This is a genomic window from Halocalculus aciditolerans, from assembly GCF_014647475.1.
GTDB lineage: Archaea > Halobacteriota > Halobacteria > Halobacteriales > Halobacteriaceae > Halocalculus > Halocalculus aciditolerans.
The window spans coordinates 88481-104703 of sequence record NZ_BMPG01000006.1 but is presented as its reverse complement, the minus strand read 5'-3'; the positions used below and the strand labels follow the sequence as shown (position 1 = coordinate 104703).

20 protein-coding genes are annotated in these 16223 nt (G+C 60.1%); 10 read left to right on the top strand and 10 right to left on the bottom strand.

Annotation, left to right across the window (positions count from 1 at the left end):
* Positions 1–70: 70 nt before the first annotated feature.
* Both IEY26_RS16160 and IEY26_RS16155 read left to right on the top strand, forming a co-directional pair.
* Entirely contained in the window at positions 71–631 is a 561-nt protein-coding gene (locus IEY26_RS16160) for a DoxX family protein (protein ID WP_058365957.1), read from the top strand.
* A 112-nt stretch (positions 632–743) separates the two neighbouring features.
* Entirely contained in the window at positions 744–1055 is a 312-nt protein-coding gene (locus IEY26_RS16155) for an SHOCT domain-containing protein (protein ID WP_229774182.1), read from the top strand.
* A gap of 14 nt (positions 1056–1069) precedes the next feature.
* On the opposite strand, the gene IEY26_RS16150 is transcribed toward IEY26_RS16155, so the two are convergent.
* Together IEY26_RS16150 and IEY26_RS16145 are read right to left on the bottom strand one after the other, a co-directional pair.
* Positions 1070–1519, bottom strand: a complete 450-nt coding sequence (locus IEY26_RS16150; protein ID WP_188980762.1) for a universal stress protein — start codon at positions 1517–1519, stop codon at positions 1070–1072.
* Positions 1520–1674: 155 nt separating this feature from the next.
* The gene (locus tag IEY26_RS16145) at positions 1675–3060 is read right to left on the bottom strand and encodes a permease (RefSeq protein WP_059058845.1); all 1386 of its coding nucleotides are present in this window, start codon (positions 3058–3060) and stop codon (positions 1675–1677) included.
* A gap of 181 nt (positions 3061–3241) precedes the next feature.
* Here IEY26_RS16145 and IEY26_RS16140 point away from each other — a divergent pair, with 181 nt between their 5' ends.
* The 3 genes from IEY26_RS16140 to IEY26_RS16130 all read left to right on the top strand — a co-directional run bounded on the left by IEY26_RS16140 (position 3242) and on the right by IEY26_RS16130 (position 4626).
* On the top strand, positions 3242–3613 hold the full coding sequence (locus tag IEY26_RS16140) for an SHOCT domain-containing protein (RefSeq protein WP_188980760.1): 372 nt from the start codon (positions 3242–3244) through the stop codon (positions 3611–3613).
* A gap of 23 nt (positions 3614–3636) precedes the next feature.
* Positions 3637–4278, top strand: a complete 642-nt coding sequence (locus tag IEY26_RS16135) for a hypothetical protein (RefSeq protein ID WP_188980758.1) — start codon at positions 3637–3639, stop codon at positions 4276–4278.
* Positions 4279–4404: 126 nt separating this feature from the next.
* Positions 4405–4626 carry a hypothetical protein gene (locus IEY26_RS16130; protein ID WP_137711720.1) on the top strand — a complete coding sequence of 74 codons (222 nt, stop codon included), beginning with the start codon at positions 4405–4407 and terminating at the stop codon, positions 4624–4626.
* A gap of 28 nt (positions 4627–4654) precedes the next feature.
* On the opposite strand, the gene IEY26_RS16125 is transcribed toward IEY26_RS16130, so the two are convergent.
* The 4 genes from IEY26_RS16125 to IEY26_RS16110 form a co-directional block, all read right to left on the bottom strand.
* Complete coding sequence (locus IEY26_RS16125) at positions 4655–6835, bottom strand: heavy metal translocating P-type ATPase (RefSeq protein WP_188980756.1); 2181 nt, start codon at positions 6833–6835, stop codon at positions 4655–4657.
* Positions 6836–6928: 93 nt separating this feature from the next.
* Complete coding sequence (locus IEY26_RS16120; RefSeq protein ID WP_188980754.1) at positions 6929–7357, bottom strand: universal stress protein; 429 nt, start codon at positions 7355–7357, stop codon at positions 6929–6931.
* 68 nt (positions 7358–7425) lie between these two features.
* A complete protein-coding gene (locus tag IEY26_RS16115) occupies positions 7426–8652 on the bottom strand; it encodes a tyrosine-type recombinase/integrase (protein ID WP_188980751.1) in 1227 nt (408 codons plus the stop codon).
* 457 nt (positions 8653–9109) lie between these two features.
* A complete protein-coding gene (locus IEY26_RS16110; RefSeq protein ID WP_188980749.1) occupies positions 9110–10723 on the bottom strand; it encodes a transposase in 1614 nt (537 codons plus the stop codon).
* Between the two features lie 135 nt (positions 10724–10858).
* Here IEY26_RS16110 and IEY26_RS16105 point away from each other — a divergent pair, with 135 nt between their 5' ends.
* The 5 genes from IEY26_RS16105 (at position 10859) to IEY26_RS16085 (ending at position 13050) form a co-directional block, all read left to right on the top strand.
* Complete coding sequence (locus IEY26_RS16105; RefSeq protein WP_188980747.1) at positions 10859–11155, top strand: ribbon-helix-helix domain-containing protein; 297 nt, start codon at positions 10859–10861, stop codon at positions 11153–11155.
* The gene (locus IEY26_RS16100) at positions 11145–11432 is read left to right on the top strand and encodes a type II toxin-antitoxin system RelE family toxin (protein WP_188980745.1); all 288 of its coding nucleotides are present in this window, start codon (positions 11145–11147) and stop codon (positions 11430–11432) included. Before IEY26_RS16105 ends, IEY26_RS16100 begins: the two co-directional genes overlap by 11 nt.
* Positions 11433–11624: 192 nt before the next feature.
* Positions 11625–12116, top strand: coding sequence for a PepSY domain-containing protein (locus tag IEY26_RS16095; protein WP_188980743.1), 492 nt, complete (start codon positions 11625–11627; stop codon positions 12114–12116).
* 82 nt (positions 12117–12198) lie between these two features.
* Positions 12199–12465: a hypothetical protein gene (locus IEY26_RS16090; RefSeq protein ID WP_229774181.1), complete on the top strand. Its 267-nt coding sequence runs from the start codon at positions 12199–12201 to the stop codon at positions 12463–12465.
* A gap of 51 nt (positions 12466–12516) precedes the next feature.
* Positions 12517–13050 (top strand): winged helix-turn-helix transcriptional regulator, encoded by a 534-nt coding sequence (locus tag IEY26_RS16085; protein ID WP_188980738.1) that lies wholly within the window; start codon positions 12517–12519, stop codon positions 13048–13050.
* 170 nt (positions 13051–13220) lie between these two features.
* Here the strand turns inward: IEY26_RS16085 and IEY26_RS16080 are convergent, their stop codons facing one another.
* From IEY26_RS16080 to IEY26_RS16065, 4 genes are read right to left on the bottom strand one after another with little or no spacing between them, the layout of a single operon-like run.
* Positions 13221–13646: a hypothetical protein gene (locus IEY26_RS16080; RefSeq protein ID WP_188980736.1), complete on the bottom strand. Its 426-nt coding sequence runs from the start codon at positions 13644–13646 to the stop codon at positions 13221–13223.
* Positions 13643–14320, bottom strand: coding sequence for a hypothetical protein (locus IEY26_RS16075; protein ID WP_188980735.1), 678 nt, complete (start codon positions 14318–14320; stop codon positions 13643–13645). The genes IEY26_RS16080 and IEY26_RS16075 overlap by 4 nt, the downstream gene beginning before the upstream one ends.
* Positions 14317–15150, bottom strand: coding sequence for an ABC transporter permease (locus IEY26_RS16070; RefSeq protein WP_188980733.1), 834 nt, complete (start codon positions 15148–15150; stop codon positions 14317–14319). Before IEY26_RS16070 ends, IEY26_RS16075 begins: the two co-directional genes overlap by 4 nt.
* A gap of 2 nt (positions 15151–15152) precedes the next feature.
* Positions 15153–16118 carry an ABC transporter ATP-binding protein gene (locus IEY26_RS16065; protein ID WP_188980731.1) on the bottom strand — a complete coding sequence of 322 codons (966 nt, stop codon included), beginning with the start codon at positions 16116–16118 and terminating at the stop codon, positions 15153–15155.
* Positions 16119–16223: the final 105 nt, after the last annotated feature.

Genomic DNA, 16223 nt, shown 5'->3' with positions numbered 1-16223 from the left:
CTGACTCAGAACGCCGGCTCGCTATTATATCGTCTTACTCCGCCTACTGATAGTTGAAGGTGCAATAATTATGTCCACACTCGACTCCGGCATGAACCAGCTCGAGAGCAGAGTCGGCGGCCTGACCGTCGGCGGGAAAGTCCACAGCCTCAGCGCGTGGTTCGTGCTCGCGCTCCGGCTCATGATGGGGTACGCGTTCGCGTACTCCGGGTTCACGAAGATCACCGGCGAGTTCGCCGCCGGCGGCTACCTGTCGAACGTCGCGGCGACCAACGGCAACCCGCTCGCGGGCATGTTCGCGTGGATGGGGAGCACGCCGTGGTTCGTCGAGTTCGCGAACGTCGCCGTGCCGTGGGGCGAGCTGTTCATCGGCCTCGGCCTGCTCGTCGGCGCGTTCGTCCGCCTCGCGGCGTTCTTCGGCGCGCTCATGATGCTCATGTTCTACTTCGGGAACTGGGACATGGGTCACGGGTTCATCAACGGGGACTTCGCGTACATGCTCGTGTTCCTCGCGGTCGCCGCGTTCGCCGCGGGCCGCATCCTGGGCCTCGACCAGTACATCGAGAACTACGACGTCGGCGGCGAGACGCTCGTCGAGCGCTACCCCGCCCTCGAATACATCCTCGGCTAACCACGCCGAGACCTTTGGGAGTACAACAATGCAAAATCCAATTCAAGCACGCGGGATTCGTTCTCTGGGACTCATCGTCGTCGGAGCGCTGGCTCTGGCCGTCGTCGCCGGAATGGCGCTAACACACGCGACTGTCCCAGATGCAATGATGTGGGGCTGGCACGACGGGATGTGGAACGACGGCCACATGGCCGGATGGGGTAGCTGGGGCTGGGGGATGATGCTGTTCGGGCTCCTGTGGATGGCACTCCTCGTCGCCGTCCCCCTCGGTTTCATCTACTGGCTGGGAACGCGGTCGCAATCGAACGGCCCCGCTGAGGATAGCGCACTCGCCGTCCTCCAAGAGCGGTACGCCCGTGGCGAGATCGACGACGAGGAGTTTGACCGCCGTCGCGCCCGTCTCACACCAGATGATGGACGGTAACGGACGGTCGTTCCCTACTCGCTGACTTCGGTTTTCACGACGGTTGCCGGACGCGTCGTCAGCCGAAGGACGCGGTCGGTGACACTTCCGAGCAACGCACGATATTCGTCCGGCCGGCGTTTGGTACCGAGCACGAGGAGATCGGCGTCACAGTCGTCTGCGTGGTCCACGATGGTCTCAGCGGGGCGGCCATGTTGCATTGCCGTCTCGACATCGACATCGGTTTCTGCGGCTCGACGTCGGAGTTCGGAAAGCGTCTCCTCGCCGTGTTCTTCGAGACCGTGTTCGGGACCTTCGGCTTCGTCGACGTACTCGTCCCCGCTGTACGCAGTTACGACATCCTCGTCAACGACGTAGAGCACATGGAGGACTGCGTTGTGAGCGGCTGTGAGCTCGAGTGCATGCGTTTCAGCATCTTCAGACGCAACAGTTCCATCGGTCGACAGGAGAATTCGGTCGTACATTCAGTCAGAATTCAAAGGCGGGTATCATAAATTCGGCTTCCAATTCTCTCTGCTCAAGAGTCACGGTAGCGTGTTCAGTATGGCCGCGTCAGCGGATGTGTCCAAGCACGACTGACGTACTCAATCGAGACTGTGAACCATCAACGAGCTGTCCGTCAGTGGTCGTGCCCCTCCATCACCATCGGATGCCCGGTGGCGTATTCGTCCGGGTTTTCTCCGAAGGTCTCCTTGCAGGTCTGCGAGCAGAAGTAGTACGTCTCGCCGTCGTGCGTCGCCGATGGCTCGCTGTCGTCAGTCCGCATCCCACAGACGGGATCGCGGTACTGGCCGGGAGCACCGAGACCGCGACGATAAACATACAGCAGGAACCCGGAGAGCGCGAACGCGATGAGGTTGAGATAGAACGTGTAGTTGAGTTTGAAGTACGTCTGCTCCGTCGCCGTCTCGCCGCCCGCCAGATCCGGAACGATTCCCAGCGCGTCGAACAGCAGCTCCATGAGGAAGCCGGTGAACGCCATCGTCACGAAAAAGACGCCGAGGATGTACAGCATGATCTTCCAGCCGTAGTACTTCCGGTAGACGTTCAGCACGGGGATCGTGATGAGGTCGGCGTAGACGAACGCGATGATCCCGGCGAAGCTGACGCCACCGCCCCACAGCGCGACGGCGAACGGGACGTTGCCCATACTGCCAACGAAACTGAGGACGGCTATGGTGACACCCATAATTGCGTTCTCGGCGGTCACGAGCAGGCCGTCGCCCTGAATGAACAGCGTGTTCCACACCCACTGGGGGACGAAGACGATGACGAACCCCGAGATGAGGAAGCCAGCGACGATGTCCTTCCAGATCATCGACCACTCCTTGCGGTACTGATTCCCGATTTTGTACCAGCCACCCCACGACAGCAACTCGTCACGCCACCCGCCGCGACTCGACGTCTCCTGGCGGTAGGTCTCCATACAGCCCTCCGAGCAGAATTTGAGCGTCTCCCCACCGTCGGTCGTGAGCGTGTACTCGTCTTTGCCTTCCATCCCGCAGGTGGGGTCTTCGGTGACGCCCGCCTCACGGTCGCGCTCGTTGAGCGTCTCCCGGACCTCGTCGAAGAGATTCTCGGGGAGCGTGAGGTGGACGATCACCGCCATCACGGCGATGAGGATGAGGCCGCCCAGCAGTTCCGCCAGGAGGAACTCCCAGCCGAGCAGAATCAGAATCATCAGCCCGAGTTCGACGATGAGATTCGTCGACGCGAACATGAACGCGAGAAAGTTGACCGCGTGCGCTCCCTTCTTGAACAGGCCCTTCCCGATAGCGACAGCGCCGAAACTGCAGCCGCTGCTCGCCGCGCCGAACGCGGTCGCCTTGGTGAGCCCACTCAGATCACCGTCGCCCAGCACCTGTGCCATTCGCTCCTTGGAGACGTAGACCTGGACGAGACTCGTGATCGTGAGACCCATAATGATCGCCCACGCCGCCGTCCAGAGGAACCCGACACCGATTCGGAGGGCTTCGAAGATGCCCTCGACCATCGTCACCTGCATAGATGTATCATCGTGCGGATCATCTTTTGCAGTTTTCCTTCAGATAGTTCGGGTTAGAGCCGCGGTAAGTATGAATTCAAAAGATTAGCGGCGGGTAGAACACGCAGGTCGAAGGCACAACCGCATTGAATAGTTAGGACGTAGTATTACTTGAGACCCAAACTCACGGAGGGATTACAATATGCCGACAAATTCAGACGACACGCGACTTGTTACGCTCCTCCTCGTTATCATCGGCGCCGTATTCATCGTCCCACTGTTCTTCATGGGCTTCGGGATGATGGGGTTCGGCCCAATGATGGGCGGGATGTGGGGCGGTCACATGTGGGGTGACGGGACGATGCCTGGCTGGATGTTCATCGTCGGCATCGTGATGCAGTTACTGTTCCTCGCTGCCCTCCTCGGCGGTGGCTACCTCATCTACCGTGCGATTACGGGAAGTGAGAGTAGCTCAGACCAAGCCCTCGAAGAGCTCCGGCTCGCCTACGCCCGCGGAGAGCTGACCGACGAGGAATACGAACAGCGACGCGAAGCACTCGAACGAGATACCTGATTTCCACCCGCGAAACTTGAACGATGACCGGAATCGCCGACAGTCGTCAGCATTCGACGCGTCCGCATCTTCCAGCGTGGCTTGACCGATACACGACGCTGGGACTGTACGGACTCCTCGTCGGGACGGGACTCTGTCTGGTCGCGTTCCTCACGAATCCCGTTCCCGACCCCTCGTTCCCGTGGGCGACGCTGCCCGAGTCTCTACGATTACCGATTACACAGCCCCGCATCGAGCACTGGCCAGTGACCTACACTATCGGCATCTGGCTGTGGGTTTTCTGCTTCCCCGCACTCTTCCTCGCCGGATACCGGCGATACGGCGACAGGAGCCGTGGAGCAGCGGTGTGGCTCGTCGGGTTGCCGACCCTGGCGATGCTGGGCTGGACCACGTACTGCCGGTTCTTCTGGCCGAAACTCCATCCTCCGACTTGGAACGCCCCAGCCTACACGTTCGTTTGCTGGCTGTACTGTTCGACCTACGACGTGCTCTGGAGCAACACGGCATACACAATTGCGCTATTCGGCATAGTCACGACGCTCCTCGTCATGCGACACCAGGATACAGACCGATATGCCCTTCTCGGGTTCGGGTTCCTCGCACTTCCGCTCGGATTACCGGCCCTGTACGAAGGATATCGACGGGTGACGCGAACCAGGAGCTGAGGAACTGTGACGGGCGGCTTTACAGCTCTGCGGGGGACATCTGTGGGTGATAATGCGGACTGGTAATTGGCATCACTCAGTACAGCCCGAGGAAACGTTATCCGTGAGAGCCTCCTCGACACGAGTATGTCGACGACCGTCTCAACACCCGAAACAGACGAGACGTGTGCGTACTGTGAATCCCAAATCTTCGACCACGACCCCATCTGCGTCCGCGACTGCGATGATGACTGTGGCTCGCCCAAGTACTTCTGTAACTACGCCTGTCTCTCCGCATATATCGACGAACACAATCTTACTACCGGCAATGCGTGTGAGTGGACTCCCGACGACACCAGCTGTTGCTGATCGGTCCGTTCGAAGCCCTCAGCGACCGTTATTCACGGAATCCGAGTAACCGAAGCCCGTTCAGTGAAACGAGGACGGTGGACCCCTCGTGGCCGACCACGGCCAGCGGCAGGGGGATGCCTCGCAACAGAATCGTCCCAACCATCAGGGCGATCGCACCGAAGGCGATTGTGAGATTGACCGTCAACGTCCGGCGCGTCCTGCGACCGAGTCCGAGCACGTAGGGGATCTTCCCGATGTCGTCGCCCATCAAGACGACGTCAGCCGTTTCGAGGGCAACGTCGGTCCCGGCGCCACCCATCGCGATCCCGAGCGTCGCCGTCGCCAGTGCCGGTGCGTCGTTCACGCCGTCACCCACCATCGCGACGTTCTCGTATCGCTCAACCAGATCCTCGATGGTAGCCACCTTCTCTTCCGGCAGCAGTTCCGCCTGTACCTCGTCGATACCGACTTCGTCGGCGATCTGCTGGGCGACACGTTCGTTGTCGCCGGTCAGCATAACGATGTGCTCCACACCGAGCGACCGGAGATCCTCGATCATCTCTGCAGCCCCCGGCCGGACCGTGTCGGTGAACGCAAGCCATCCCAGTACCGTGGCGTTGCCAGCGTGCTCGCGGGCGACAAGGACACTGGTCTTCCCCTCCGCCTCCAGGGTCCGAAGCCTGTCGAGACCGGGTTCGAGTCCCTCGATCGCAGCGTCTTCGAGAACCGTCTCGACGTAACTCCGATTCCCGATGTGGATGGTTCCGTCGTCGACGTCGGCGCGCACGCCTTTCCCGGCCTCCGACTGAAACCGTCGCGCGTCGGGGACGTCGAGGGCGCGGGCTTCGGCTTCCGAGACGGTCGCACGAGCCAAGTGATGCTCCGAGCGGGCCTGGACGGAGGCTACGAGCGAGAGCAGCTCGTCGGGCGTCAGTGACTCGTCCGCGAGGCCATCCCGGACGAACACGTCCGTCAGCTGTGTCTCGCCCCGCGTGAGGGTGCCCGTTTTGTCGAATGCGACCGCGTCGATGTTCGCCGCCGCCTCGACGTGTTCGCCGCCCTTGAACAAGACGCCCTGCCGGCCGCCGGAGGCGATCGCCGACAGCACCGCCGCCGGCGTGGAAATGATGACCGCACACGGCGACGCAGCGACCATCAGTGTCATCGCGCGGTAGAATGTGCTGGTGAACTCGCTTCCGAGCGCGAGCGGGATGGCGATCGCCGCGATCGTGAGCCCGAACACGCCGAGGACGTACGGTTGCTCGAGGCGGTCGATGAGCCGCTGTGTCGGCGCCTTCTCGCTCTGGGCCCGCTCGACCATGTGGATGAGACGGCTTATCGCCGATTCGTGGGCCTGCCGCGTGACTTCGATTTCGAGGCTACCACTCTCGTTGATCGTCCCCCCGAACACCTCGTCCTTGGGTTCCTTCGGCACGGGCACTGACTCGCCGGTGAGTGACGCCTGATCTACCGTCCCCTCGCCGGACGTGACGACGCCGTCGAGCGGGATTCTGTCGCCGGGACGAACGACGAACACGTCACCGACGGCGACATCGTCGATGGGAACGGTGACTTCCTCCCCGTCGCGTAGCACCTGCGCTTCGTCCGGTCGCATCTCGACGAGGGACTTGATCGCTCGGCGTGAGCGGCCGATCGCGTAGTGCTGGAGCGTATTCGAGAGCGAGAACAGGAAGAGGAGCATCGCGCCCTCGAACGGGGCGCCAATCGAGAGGGCACCGAGTGCCGCGACGATCATCAAGAGGTCGATGTCGACCGCACGGTGGCGCAGCGTCTCGACCGCGCCTTTGAGCCCGTACCAGCCACCGAAGACGTATGCGACGCCGTACCCGGCCCACATGAGAAGCTGAGGTCCTTCGAGCCACCCCGTCACCAGGCCGACGGCCATCCCGAGGAGGGTCAAGCCGACGAACACGACCTCCCGCCTGAGTTCCGAGCGGGTACTCACCTCATCCGTTGCTGTCTCAGATTCGTCCTGAATCGACACGTGGCGGTCGCGGACAGCGTCTCGAATCGTTTCTTCTGAGATGACGCTCCCGTCGTAGGTGATCCGGGCGTCCCCTGTTCGAAACGAGACGTCAACATCGTGGACGCCGGAGAGACGCCTGAGATGTCGTTCAAGTGCCCGTGCTCCCGCGTCGCCACGACCACCTCGTCGTTCAATATGGATCGTACACGTCGAGAGAGATGGAGATTCAGTAACAGCCACGTTCTCGGTACCTATGAGTTGGTTTGATTTCACGTTTGAGGTGGGCCCACGAGCATTCATCCGATCCTAATCCCGGCACACGAGTCGAGGGTTTCATCCAATGATGGTTACCGGGATCTGTGCTCGGCGAGTGACTGTCTCGGCAACACTTCCGAGGAACGTCCGGTCTAGGCCTGACCGACCGTGGCTCCCCATTACGATCTGGTCGATGCCGTTGTCGGCAGCGTAGTCGAGAATCTCACGCGCTGGTTTCCCGACTTCAGTGACAGTATCGAGCACAATATCGTGGTCCGCCGCGAGATCCGTCGCAGTCGTGTGAATCGCGGTCGCCCGCTCTTGGGCGGTATCGTACCAGTCCTCTGCGACTGGCAAGCCACCGGCCTCTACATCGATTACCGAATCGATCGGGTTGATGACGTAAATGGTGGTAATCGTGGCTTTCGGAAAGGTCTCGAGTGCGTACATGAGTGCACGCTCGGCAAGCGGGGAGCCGTCCAAGGCGACGAGAACGTTGTCAGGCATACGATAGAGTTCGAGAGATGTTGAGAAGAGTGTAGTGCCGAAAACTCGGCACCTGGGAGTACCGTTAATTACCCATCAATTTCTGAGAGCGCCTCTGTTGCAACGTCACCGAGTTCTCCGGCCTCGATGTGCGAGTAGCGCTCTCGGACCATCTCTTCGGAGTTATCGAGATACCGGGCCGCCACCGTGTACCCAAACGCGCGAACAAGTACCTCCCCCATCCCACGTCGACCACCGTGCGGAGCAAGATAATCGTGCTTTGGATGGTCGATATCGATCTCTGCGGTCTCAGAGAGCCGCTGGAGAATCGACCGTGCACCGTCCGTCGTGATCGACGGCGGCCTAATGTCCTCATCGAGCACTAGCAGTAGGTCGCGGGCGTATTCGTCACGGCGCTTAGTTATCACTTCTGAGCGTACCCCTCGTTCGACTAGCTCTTCCCGAACGAGCTCCGCGAGCGTCCGTTGGTCGAACGTCGGAAACACCGGCCAGCGCTCCGTCGGTGGATTCATCAGCTGGTGGTAGCTCCGCAGCGGCGAGATCACCGGATCGGGGAGACTGGCGGCGTCCCACTGCTGTTTCTTCCGGTAGACGTCCATACTCCCGTCGTCGAGGGAGAGGTCCTCCCAGCGGATGCCGCGCCGGCGCGGGTCGTTTGGATCTCGGAGGAGTTCCCCAACGCGGACAGCTGTGTACGCGAGGACGAACACCAGCGCCCGGTCACGAGCCGCCTTCAGCGCCGCGTAGCGTCTTCGCTGCTTGTCGAGGGAGTCAGTATCCTCCGGGAGTGTCGTGTACGCCTCGACGGCGTCGCGGGCCCGTTCGTCGACATGGCGGGTGAGGGCGTGGCGCTGTTCCGACGTCCAGGCCTGCTGGTCACCGGGCTTGCGGCCGTCATCCTCCGGCAGCGGCGCCATCGCACTCGCTCGCTGCGCGTAATGTGCTTCGAGATACCCTTCGTTGACGCACCAGCCACACCACGCAGAGATATAGCGGTAATAGGTTTGTACCGTGTTCTGCTTGAGTCCCCGATCTCCACCGAGATGCCGAGCGTACTCCCGGAAGACACGTTCATCGAGATCGTCGAAGGTCGGCTCTCGGTCGGCGTCGTTGGGGACGATCCCGGTCCAGTCGTCGGCACCGCGGTCGCCGGCGGCCCACTCGACGAACCGCTCGAGCTCGCGTGCAGCGTTACGTCGGTAGTTCCCGCCGTCGCCACCGCGGCCTTTCCCCTTGTCCTGGAGGTAGCGCTCGAAGCTGTCGTCGAGCGGTGTCGAAAGCGCTCGATCAGGCATCAACCGGCCCTCCACCGTCCTGCGGGCCCGGTCTCGGTGCCTCTACCCCGGGGGAAGCGCCGTCGTGAGGCGGTTGCAGCATTCGTGCTTCACCGACGGCGGCGGGGTACTTCAAAGTGGTCGTGATTATTGGCATAATCAGGACCACTTGTTGTTTTCGAGCCATCGGGAGAATTCGGGGGTCTAGAGTCTCTTAGCGTCGGAACTCCGCATTACAGTAGAATGTATATCGTATATCGCTATACAAATTCTCGGGCCTCTTTCTGCCCACAGTTTCGGAGGATGGGCAAATTTCGGGGCGAATTTCCGTCGGCTTGTAGTGATTCACTCCAATCAAGAGCCGATTCGAACCCTCTCAGGCGAACCTATCGGATGGATGTGGGAAATTGCGCGGGTTCTGGCACTGCGGAATAGTGTTACCACTCCCAAGCAGCGGACTCAGCGGGGATTCAGCCGGTTAGTCGGGCGGGATTAACGCCGACACGACGATCTCGACGCATTCGCCCGCGGTTAACACAGGCGCGTAGTCCATCTCACCGTCGACGCCTGCTTTTAGCAGGAAGTCGGTGAGCCGCCAGATATTGTACAAGAGTACCGCGAACACGAAGTAGAACAACCGGACGCGGTAGTCTTTCGAGGAGGTCTTCGCGAGGAAGTCTCCTTTGATGCTCTTGTATTCGTTTTCGATCTGCCACCGGCGACTGTACCGGCGACAGAACGTCTCGGCTTCATCGGGTCCGACTCGGAGGTTCGTCGCGAACACGGTTGTCCCTTCACCGCTCGTCGACGGCACGTACAAGAACCGCAGCGGGTGCGATCCCGATTCAACATGGACGGAGGCCGTCTCAACAGCCACCTCCTGGTCATCCTCTTCCATCCGCTCGATTACTTCGCGTTCGGAGCTGGTGGTGCGCTTGGGGATGAGGTAGTTCACGTCGAGGTTCGAGAGGGTCTGAAAGACGCGCATCGAGTCGAATTCTCGATCGCAGAGCACCGTCTCGATCAGGACGTGTTCTTTCGCACGGAGAAGGAGGCGACGGACGACGCGATGGATTCGATTTGGCGGGTTTTCATCCCAGGCTGAACTCTCGCGCACGGGCTCAACGGCGAGGATGAGCGGAATATTCCGACCGACAATCGAGAGGGTCGCGAACTTGAACGCTCGACCCTCGCCGTCTTTGGTGCCGCTCACCATCGGCATCTCAGCCGTCTCCCCGTAGTAGGGGACGGTCGTGATGTCGATCGCAACCGTCACGGGCCGACGGAACGATACCTCGGATGCAATCCTCGAGAGTACTCGGTCCGTGGCACGATCGAACCCCTCTAAGAATTCCTCGGGAGTGAATTGTTTGACCGCTCGGAGATGCGTATCTCCGTGTGGACCGTAATCCGTTCCGCGTCGGTATTGGAAGCGAGCCGCACCCTGTGCCGTTCCACAGCCGACCATTCCCATGAACGTCTGTAATTCGAAGAACCGAACGTCTTCGTAGGTCGCGTTTCGTGCTCGTCCGGAGTCGAACGAGCCAAACGCGTGATTGCGAGCCAAGCGCGTCGTTCGCACAATCTCCTCATCGCTGAACTCCGTCTCGGAGTCCTCATCAGAATCGCCTTCAGGTGTTTCCTCGGTGGTGACGTCGGATTTCGGTCTGATCTGTGGGCCAGCGAAATCGAAGTCATGGCTGTGTTTGACGACAAAGCGGGCTGCGGTCTCGACGAATTCACGAGCGTCGTCATCGAATCGCTCCCGCCACGTTCGTGAGAGGACAGACGGGCCCGGCGTCTTTTCGAGGCCGAATTCGTCTGCGAGCTCGGGATACTCGGCGATGCGTTGGTAGCTCTCGGCGGTGATCTCGTGATAGATGAAGATACGGAGCATTCCCTCGAAGTCGTAGGGTGCAGGGTGCCACGCAGGGTAGGCGTCTTCCAGGGTTTTCGTCCTGATCGATGCCCCTCCGATTGCCGTGACGAGGGGCGCTCCGTGGCGATACGTGTCTGTGACCTCGATACCGACGCGATAGGCATCGGTCTTCCGTCGTTCCCGTTCGAGAGTCTTTCGGCGAAACTCGGGCATAGTGACCCTTCGATATCGACGCTGTTGATGGTTACCAAGCTCTGGACGGAGGGTGTCGCGTCACGACAGAGAATAGGGCCACACCTCCGCGGGAGAATGCTTATCTGATATGCGTGCGTAAAGCACTCGTATATCATGTCCGATGCCGAAACCTCGACCGGGGACGACGGACCGGACACCGTCCAGATCAACCTCCGACTCACGCAGGCTTTCCTCGACGACATCGACGCGACCTGGGAAGAGCAGGGATTCAACTCGCGCAGCGAGTTCCTCCGCTATGCGGCACGGGACGCCGTCAAGCACCCCGAATTCTCACGTGAGGGCTGGAAGCAGATTGCCGCCAGCGAGCATGGGCTTCGGACCGGCGAGGAGGAACTCGTGTCCCGCGAGGAAGTTATCGCGATGATGGACGACGACACGGATGGCGAGTGAGGACGACGAGTGGACGTGGAAGTTTGCTCCGAGGGCGGCCAAGCAGTTCGACAACCTCGAACACCACGTTCAGGACCGCATCGTCTCCAAACTCGACGAGATCATCGACGATCCCTGGCGTGATCCCGGGGATTATCTCGAACCGCTCACTGGTGGCCCGTTCGAGAAGTTACGCGTCGGGCAGTACCGACTCGCGTGCGTCCTCGATCACGACGCACTCATACTCGAAGTCCACCGAATCGAACACCGCAGCGGCGCCTACACGGCTGATGATTAATCTATCTTCAGAGCCTCTGAACTTCCGATTCAGGGATTGAGAGGTGGCGGGTACATATTGGTCACGCGACCGGCTAGGTTTCAGCGTTCGATACAAGGAAGATTACAGTTAGAGGCATGTACCACTGTTAGTCTGCCCTACCAAACAGTCTATTACATTACACAAGAGATGTGGTGATGGAGGCATTCCAACATGGACATCAGCCGTCGAACGCTCATCGGTGCCCTCGGTGCGGGCCTCGGAAGCGTCGGCTTAGCAGCGGCAACCGGGTCGAACAGTACGACGACCACATCCTCAGAGGCACAGCACGAGTCCGAGAAGGATTCTGGAAACGACACAGGTAATAACGACAACGAAACCGGCCAACATGGTGCACAGCACGGTGATCAGAATGCGCCTGACAATCAGAGCGACGGTGAAAACAACGACGGTGAGTCGGACTCCAAATCCGAGACGGGCGAGAAATCCTTCACGCAGGCCGACGTGAAGCTCGCTCCCGCGGACGCAAAGCAGGCTGCCACGAGTACGGTCTCTGGGAACGTTTCCAGCGTCTCACTCGAAAACCACGACGGCTCACCGGTCTACCAGGTCATCGTTACGCCAGCTAGCGGCACAGCCAAGCAGGTGACCGTGAACGCGAACACGGGGACGGTCGTCAAGACCGAATCCGCGAGCGAGGACTGACACGAGCACAGTCGCACTCAGCTAACCGGCACTCCTATCACCCACTCTCTCCAACCGCCAGACCCGATAATCTATGATCGAGATGGAGCCCGTAACTGTCATCCGGTGGGTGACGTTACTCGTCGTCTTCGTCGTTTTCGTCTTCGTCGCCATCGCCTACTACCGGACGCGTTTCCGGCGTCTTCTCGTCCTCTTACTGCTTGACGCTCTTCTGGGACTGAACGTCCTCGCTACGGTCGGAGAAGACTTCTTCGACAACGGCGTTCCGTATTTTGGGCTGCTCACGAGCCTCCTCGGACTCGGCATCGCCATCCTCCTCCTCGTGACCGTCGTCCGCCGCTTCGACTAACCCATATGAGAGAACGCCCGCCAGATACCGTAACAGACGCCCCCGCACGTCATGAGTGGTGAGGGTGGCGACGAGGACGACGGGCTGTCGTTGGAGACGCGCAAGCAGATATTCGAGTACGTGAAAGCGAATCCGGGCATCCACTTCAGTCAACTCAAACGCGATCTCGGGATGGAGACTGGACTCCTCCAGTACCACCTCAATGAATTAGAGGAGTACGACGTGCTGGAGAGCGAAGATTACCACGGGAAACGACGAGTGTTCGTCGCCCGTGAACTCGACGCAGACGAACGTCAGATCCTGGCCACGCTCCGCTACGAGACGACTCGACGGATCCTCTTGTTCTTGCTCGAACGTGGTCCGGCGCGAAATACTGAGATCGCCGAGGAGATCGGTGTCACGTCGGCAACCATCTCGTGGCACCTGTCGAACCTCCTCGACGAGGGCGTCGTAGAGGGTGTTAGGGAAGGGCGAACGACACGATATCAAGTCGCAGATGAAGAGCAAACAGTCCAATTACTCATCCGATATCGGGAGAGCTTCGTTGATAGGGCTGTTGACCGCATTATCGACTTCTGGGGCTAGTCGTGACTTTCTAGAGTCTTATGTCCTGCCCTATTGCAGAGTGAAATTGTACGCCTACGGGGGCGTCTACAGACTTGGCCGGATCCAAAGAAAAAGCAGGCAGACACGGATGGCTATCGTACCCCTGGTGACCTCAGGGTGTCGGCGGAATCACTCGATTGTGAAGCGATTCATTTTGGTTTGATGGTTATCGAAGTGGTTGTCCCCCCAGGCGATGTTGCCTGAATCGTCAGTTTTGCTCCGTCCTGCCAGTCCGGTTGGCTGCCCTTTCTGATTGACACGGATTTCGTCGAATTCGCAGCAATCGAGCCCACGTTCACAGTCGTGTTGAACGAGGCCGGCTTCTTGTTGGAGGTGCCGTTGAGCTTGATCCTCCACGTCCCGCTGGAAACCGATGCACTGCCGTTGTTCGAAATCGTGAGCTGTCGGAGCGCCCCGTTCACGACCTTCGCCGAATGGAGATGAACATCACCACCCGAGGAGCTACTTCCCGTGTACGTTTGCGTCCCGGACCCGCTCGTACAGCCGGCGCTCATCACGACGAGACCCGCGACGAGCAGGAGTACGAGTTTCCGACCAGTTAGGTTCAGACTCATCGGTCATCACCTCCCGAACGGTCACTGTCCGGTTCGTCGGCCGGTCGGAGTTGTCGGCGGCGAACCGTGATGACTGCGCCCGCGAGGACGAGCAGTCCAACGGGAACGCCGAGGATGGTTGGCAGGACGTTTCCTGGATTGAGGTTATTACTCTGCGTGAACATGAGGTCTACTGGGTCGCTTACTGCTGTCGGTCGCTGGCTTTGCGACGAGGCGTTCGAGGGGACGGCGACGATGTACACGCGATACGTCCCACCTTTGATCGCTTTCACGCTCCAGCTCTGCGCGGTCGCGTGACCGGAGCCGAGCGAAGTGATTTGGTGGGATCGAGTGGCAGCCCAGTCCTCCAGGTCTAGTGGGGCCTGCTTCTTCACGTCCATGAGCGTGAGATACACAGTTACTGGGCCGGTGGACGCGTTCCCGGTGTTGTGGACCGTAGACGTGATATTGACGACGTCCCCGGTTCGCGCGTGGACTGTCGAGCGGTTCACCGTGACCGTCAGTGGGGTCGAAGACGACGCTATCTGAGACCCATTGACCGACTCGACGACGCTAGTCTGTGCCGTTGCAGTACCTTGGCCGAGGACTGTTCCCATCGGGACGACGAGCATGGAGAGGAGGACGGCCAGAAGGATGAGGCTGCGCATCCGTCGCGTCGACGGCAAGAGACTCATGCCCGAAGCCCTCCCTGATAGTTCAGCCGTTTGCTCACAAGAACGAGCGCGATGAACGCGAGAACAGCGAAAAAGACGGGGCTCGCTAACCAGGAGACCATCTCTCCCCACGTGTGGTTGCTCACGAGGATTTTATCCACGAAGTGGACCATCGCCGTCACTGGATTCGCGCGCTCGAACAGGCCACCGATGAGTCCGGTGTAGACACTGCCTGCCAACTGGGTCGGCGCGACGAGAGCCAACAGGACGAGAATACAGGACGCGAGGCTCGTCCGATTGCTGGATGCGACTGCGCTCACTGCGAGGCCGAACGACGCGAAGAAGATCGAGAGGACAGTTCCAGCGATCAGTTCCAACTCGATGGCTGTCCAGAACATGTGAGTGCCGTTCGAGAGCGTCAACAGATACGGGAGCGAGACGAGGTACGCTCCGACCCAGATCGAGAGCGCCGAGACGAGTTTCCCAACGGCGAAATTCCACCGCGGAACGGGAGCGAGGAGCAATCCCTCTAGGGTGGAGCGTTCTCGTTCGCCACTGAAGCCGTCCGCAGCGAGGATGAGCGCTCCCAGCGAGACAACGAGGACCGTCATCTGGACGGTCATGTTCAGCATATCTTTCTGGGCGAGGAGGCTGAGTTCCTTTCCCGTGGCCAGGAGGTACGTGAGCCCACTAAGCAGGAGGCTGAATATGACGAGCAGTGCAAACCCTCTCCCGCGCCGCCAGAGGTCCTGGAGTTCTTGGACTGTGATCGTTCGCAGGGGGTTCCCGCCGCCGTCTCCACGGATCTGGGTACGGGTCGAAACTGATGTCGTCGTAGTTTCTTCGGACATGGCTACTGCTCCGTCAGCTCGAAGAACGTATCTCGCAACTGTGTCGTTTCGACCTCGAAGTTCAGAAGTGGAACGTCCGCATCGACGAGGCGACGGATGACCCGATTCGAAGCCGACCCCCGTCGCCCGTCGGTGGACTCAGCCGAATCGACGATTGTGACACGGAGTTCACTGGATTGAACTGTCTCCTCGACGGAGATCTCCTCGACGAACTCCGATTCGGAGAGAACGTCCCGAGCGGTTGACGCTGCCTCACGCGGCACGCGGAACAGGAGCGTCCGCTCGACGTCGGAGTCCTCCACAGTTGGTGCGTGTTCGTCGCTCACCAGCTGTCCGTCGTTGAGAATGAGGATATCGTCGCAGGTCGCCTCTGCCTCTTGGAGGTCGTGTGTGCTCAGTAATACCGCGGCTCCGCGATCTTCGGCCATCGACTGGATGTACTCTTCGAGTGTCACCTGACCCGAGGGATCTAACCCAAGCGTCGGTTCGTCGAGGAGAACGACGGCGGGGTCGTTTACGAGCGTTTTTGCGAGTCCGAGGCGTTGTCGCATTCCTCGGCTAAATGCCCGGAGGGGGACGTTCGTCGCGTCTCCCAATCCGAAGTCGGTGAGTAGGTCCCGGGATAGGGATTTTGCCGCGTCCGGTGGATGGCCGGAGAGCCGGGCGAAGTAGACGAGGTACTCTTGAGCAGTCCACCCCGAATAGTACCCGTTACTCTCGGGCAGGACGCCGATCTGTTCCCGAATCTTCGACGGGTTCGTATACGGAATGCCACAGACTTCGAACCACCCCTGAGTCGGAGTGAGGAGCGTGCTGAGCATCCGTAGCAGCGTGGTCTTTCCAGCCCCGTTCGGTCCTAACAGCGCTGTTAGGCTCCCTTCGTCGAGCTCGAAGGACACGTCGCTGAGGACTTCTTGGCCCTCGAACGAACGCGTTAGATCCGATGCTTTCAGTACGGTTGACGACATCGAATGTGGCTTTCGTGCGGGTTATGAAAACAAATCTGGTACATTCGTTTTCGGGTACTGGAGTGGTAGTACGACCGCGCTATCTGGTTCTGCCCTCCTTCAACC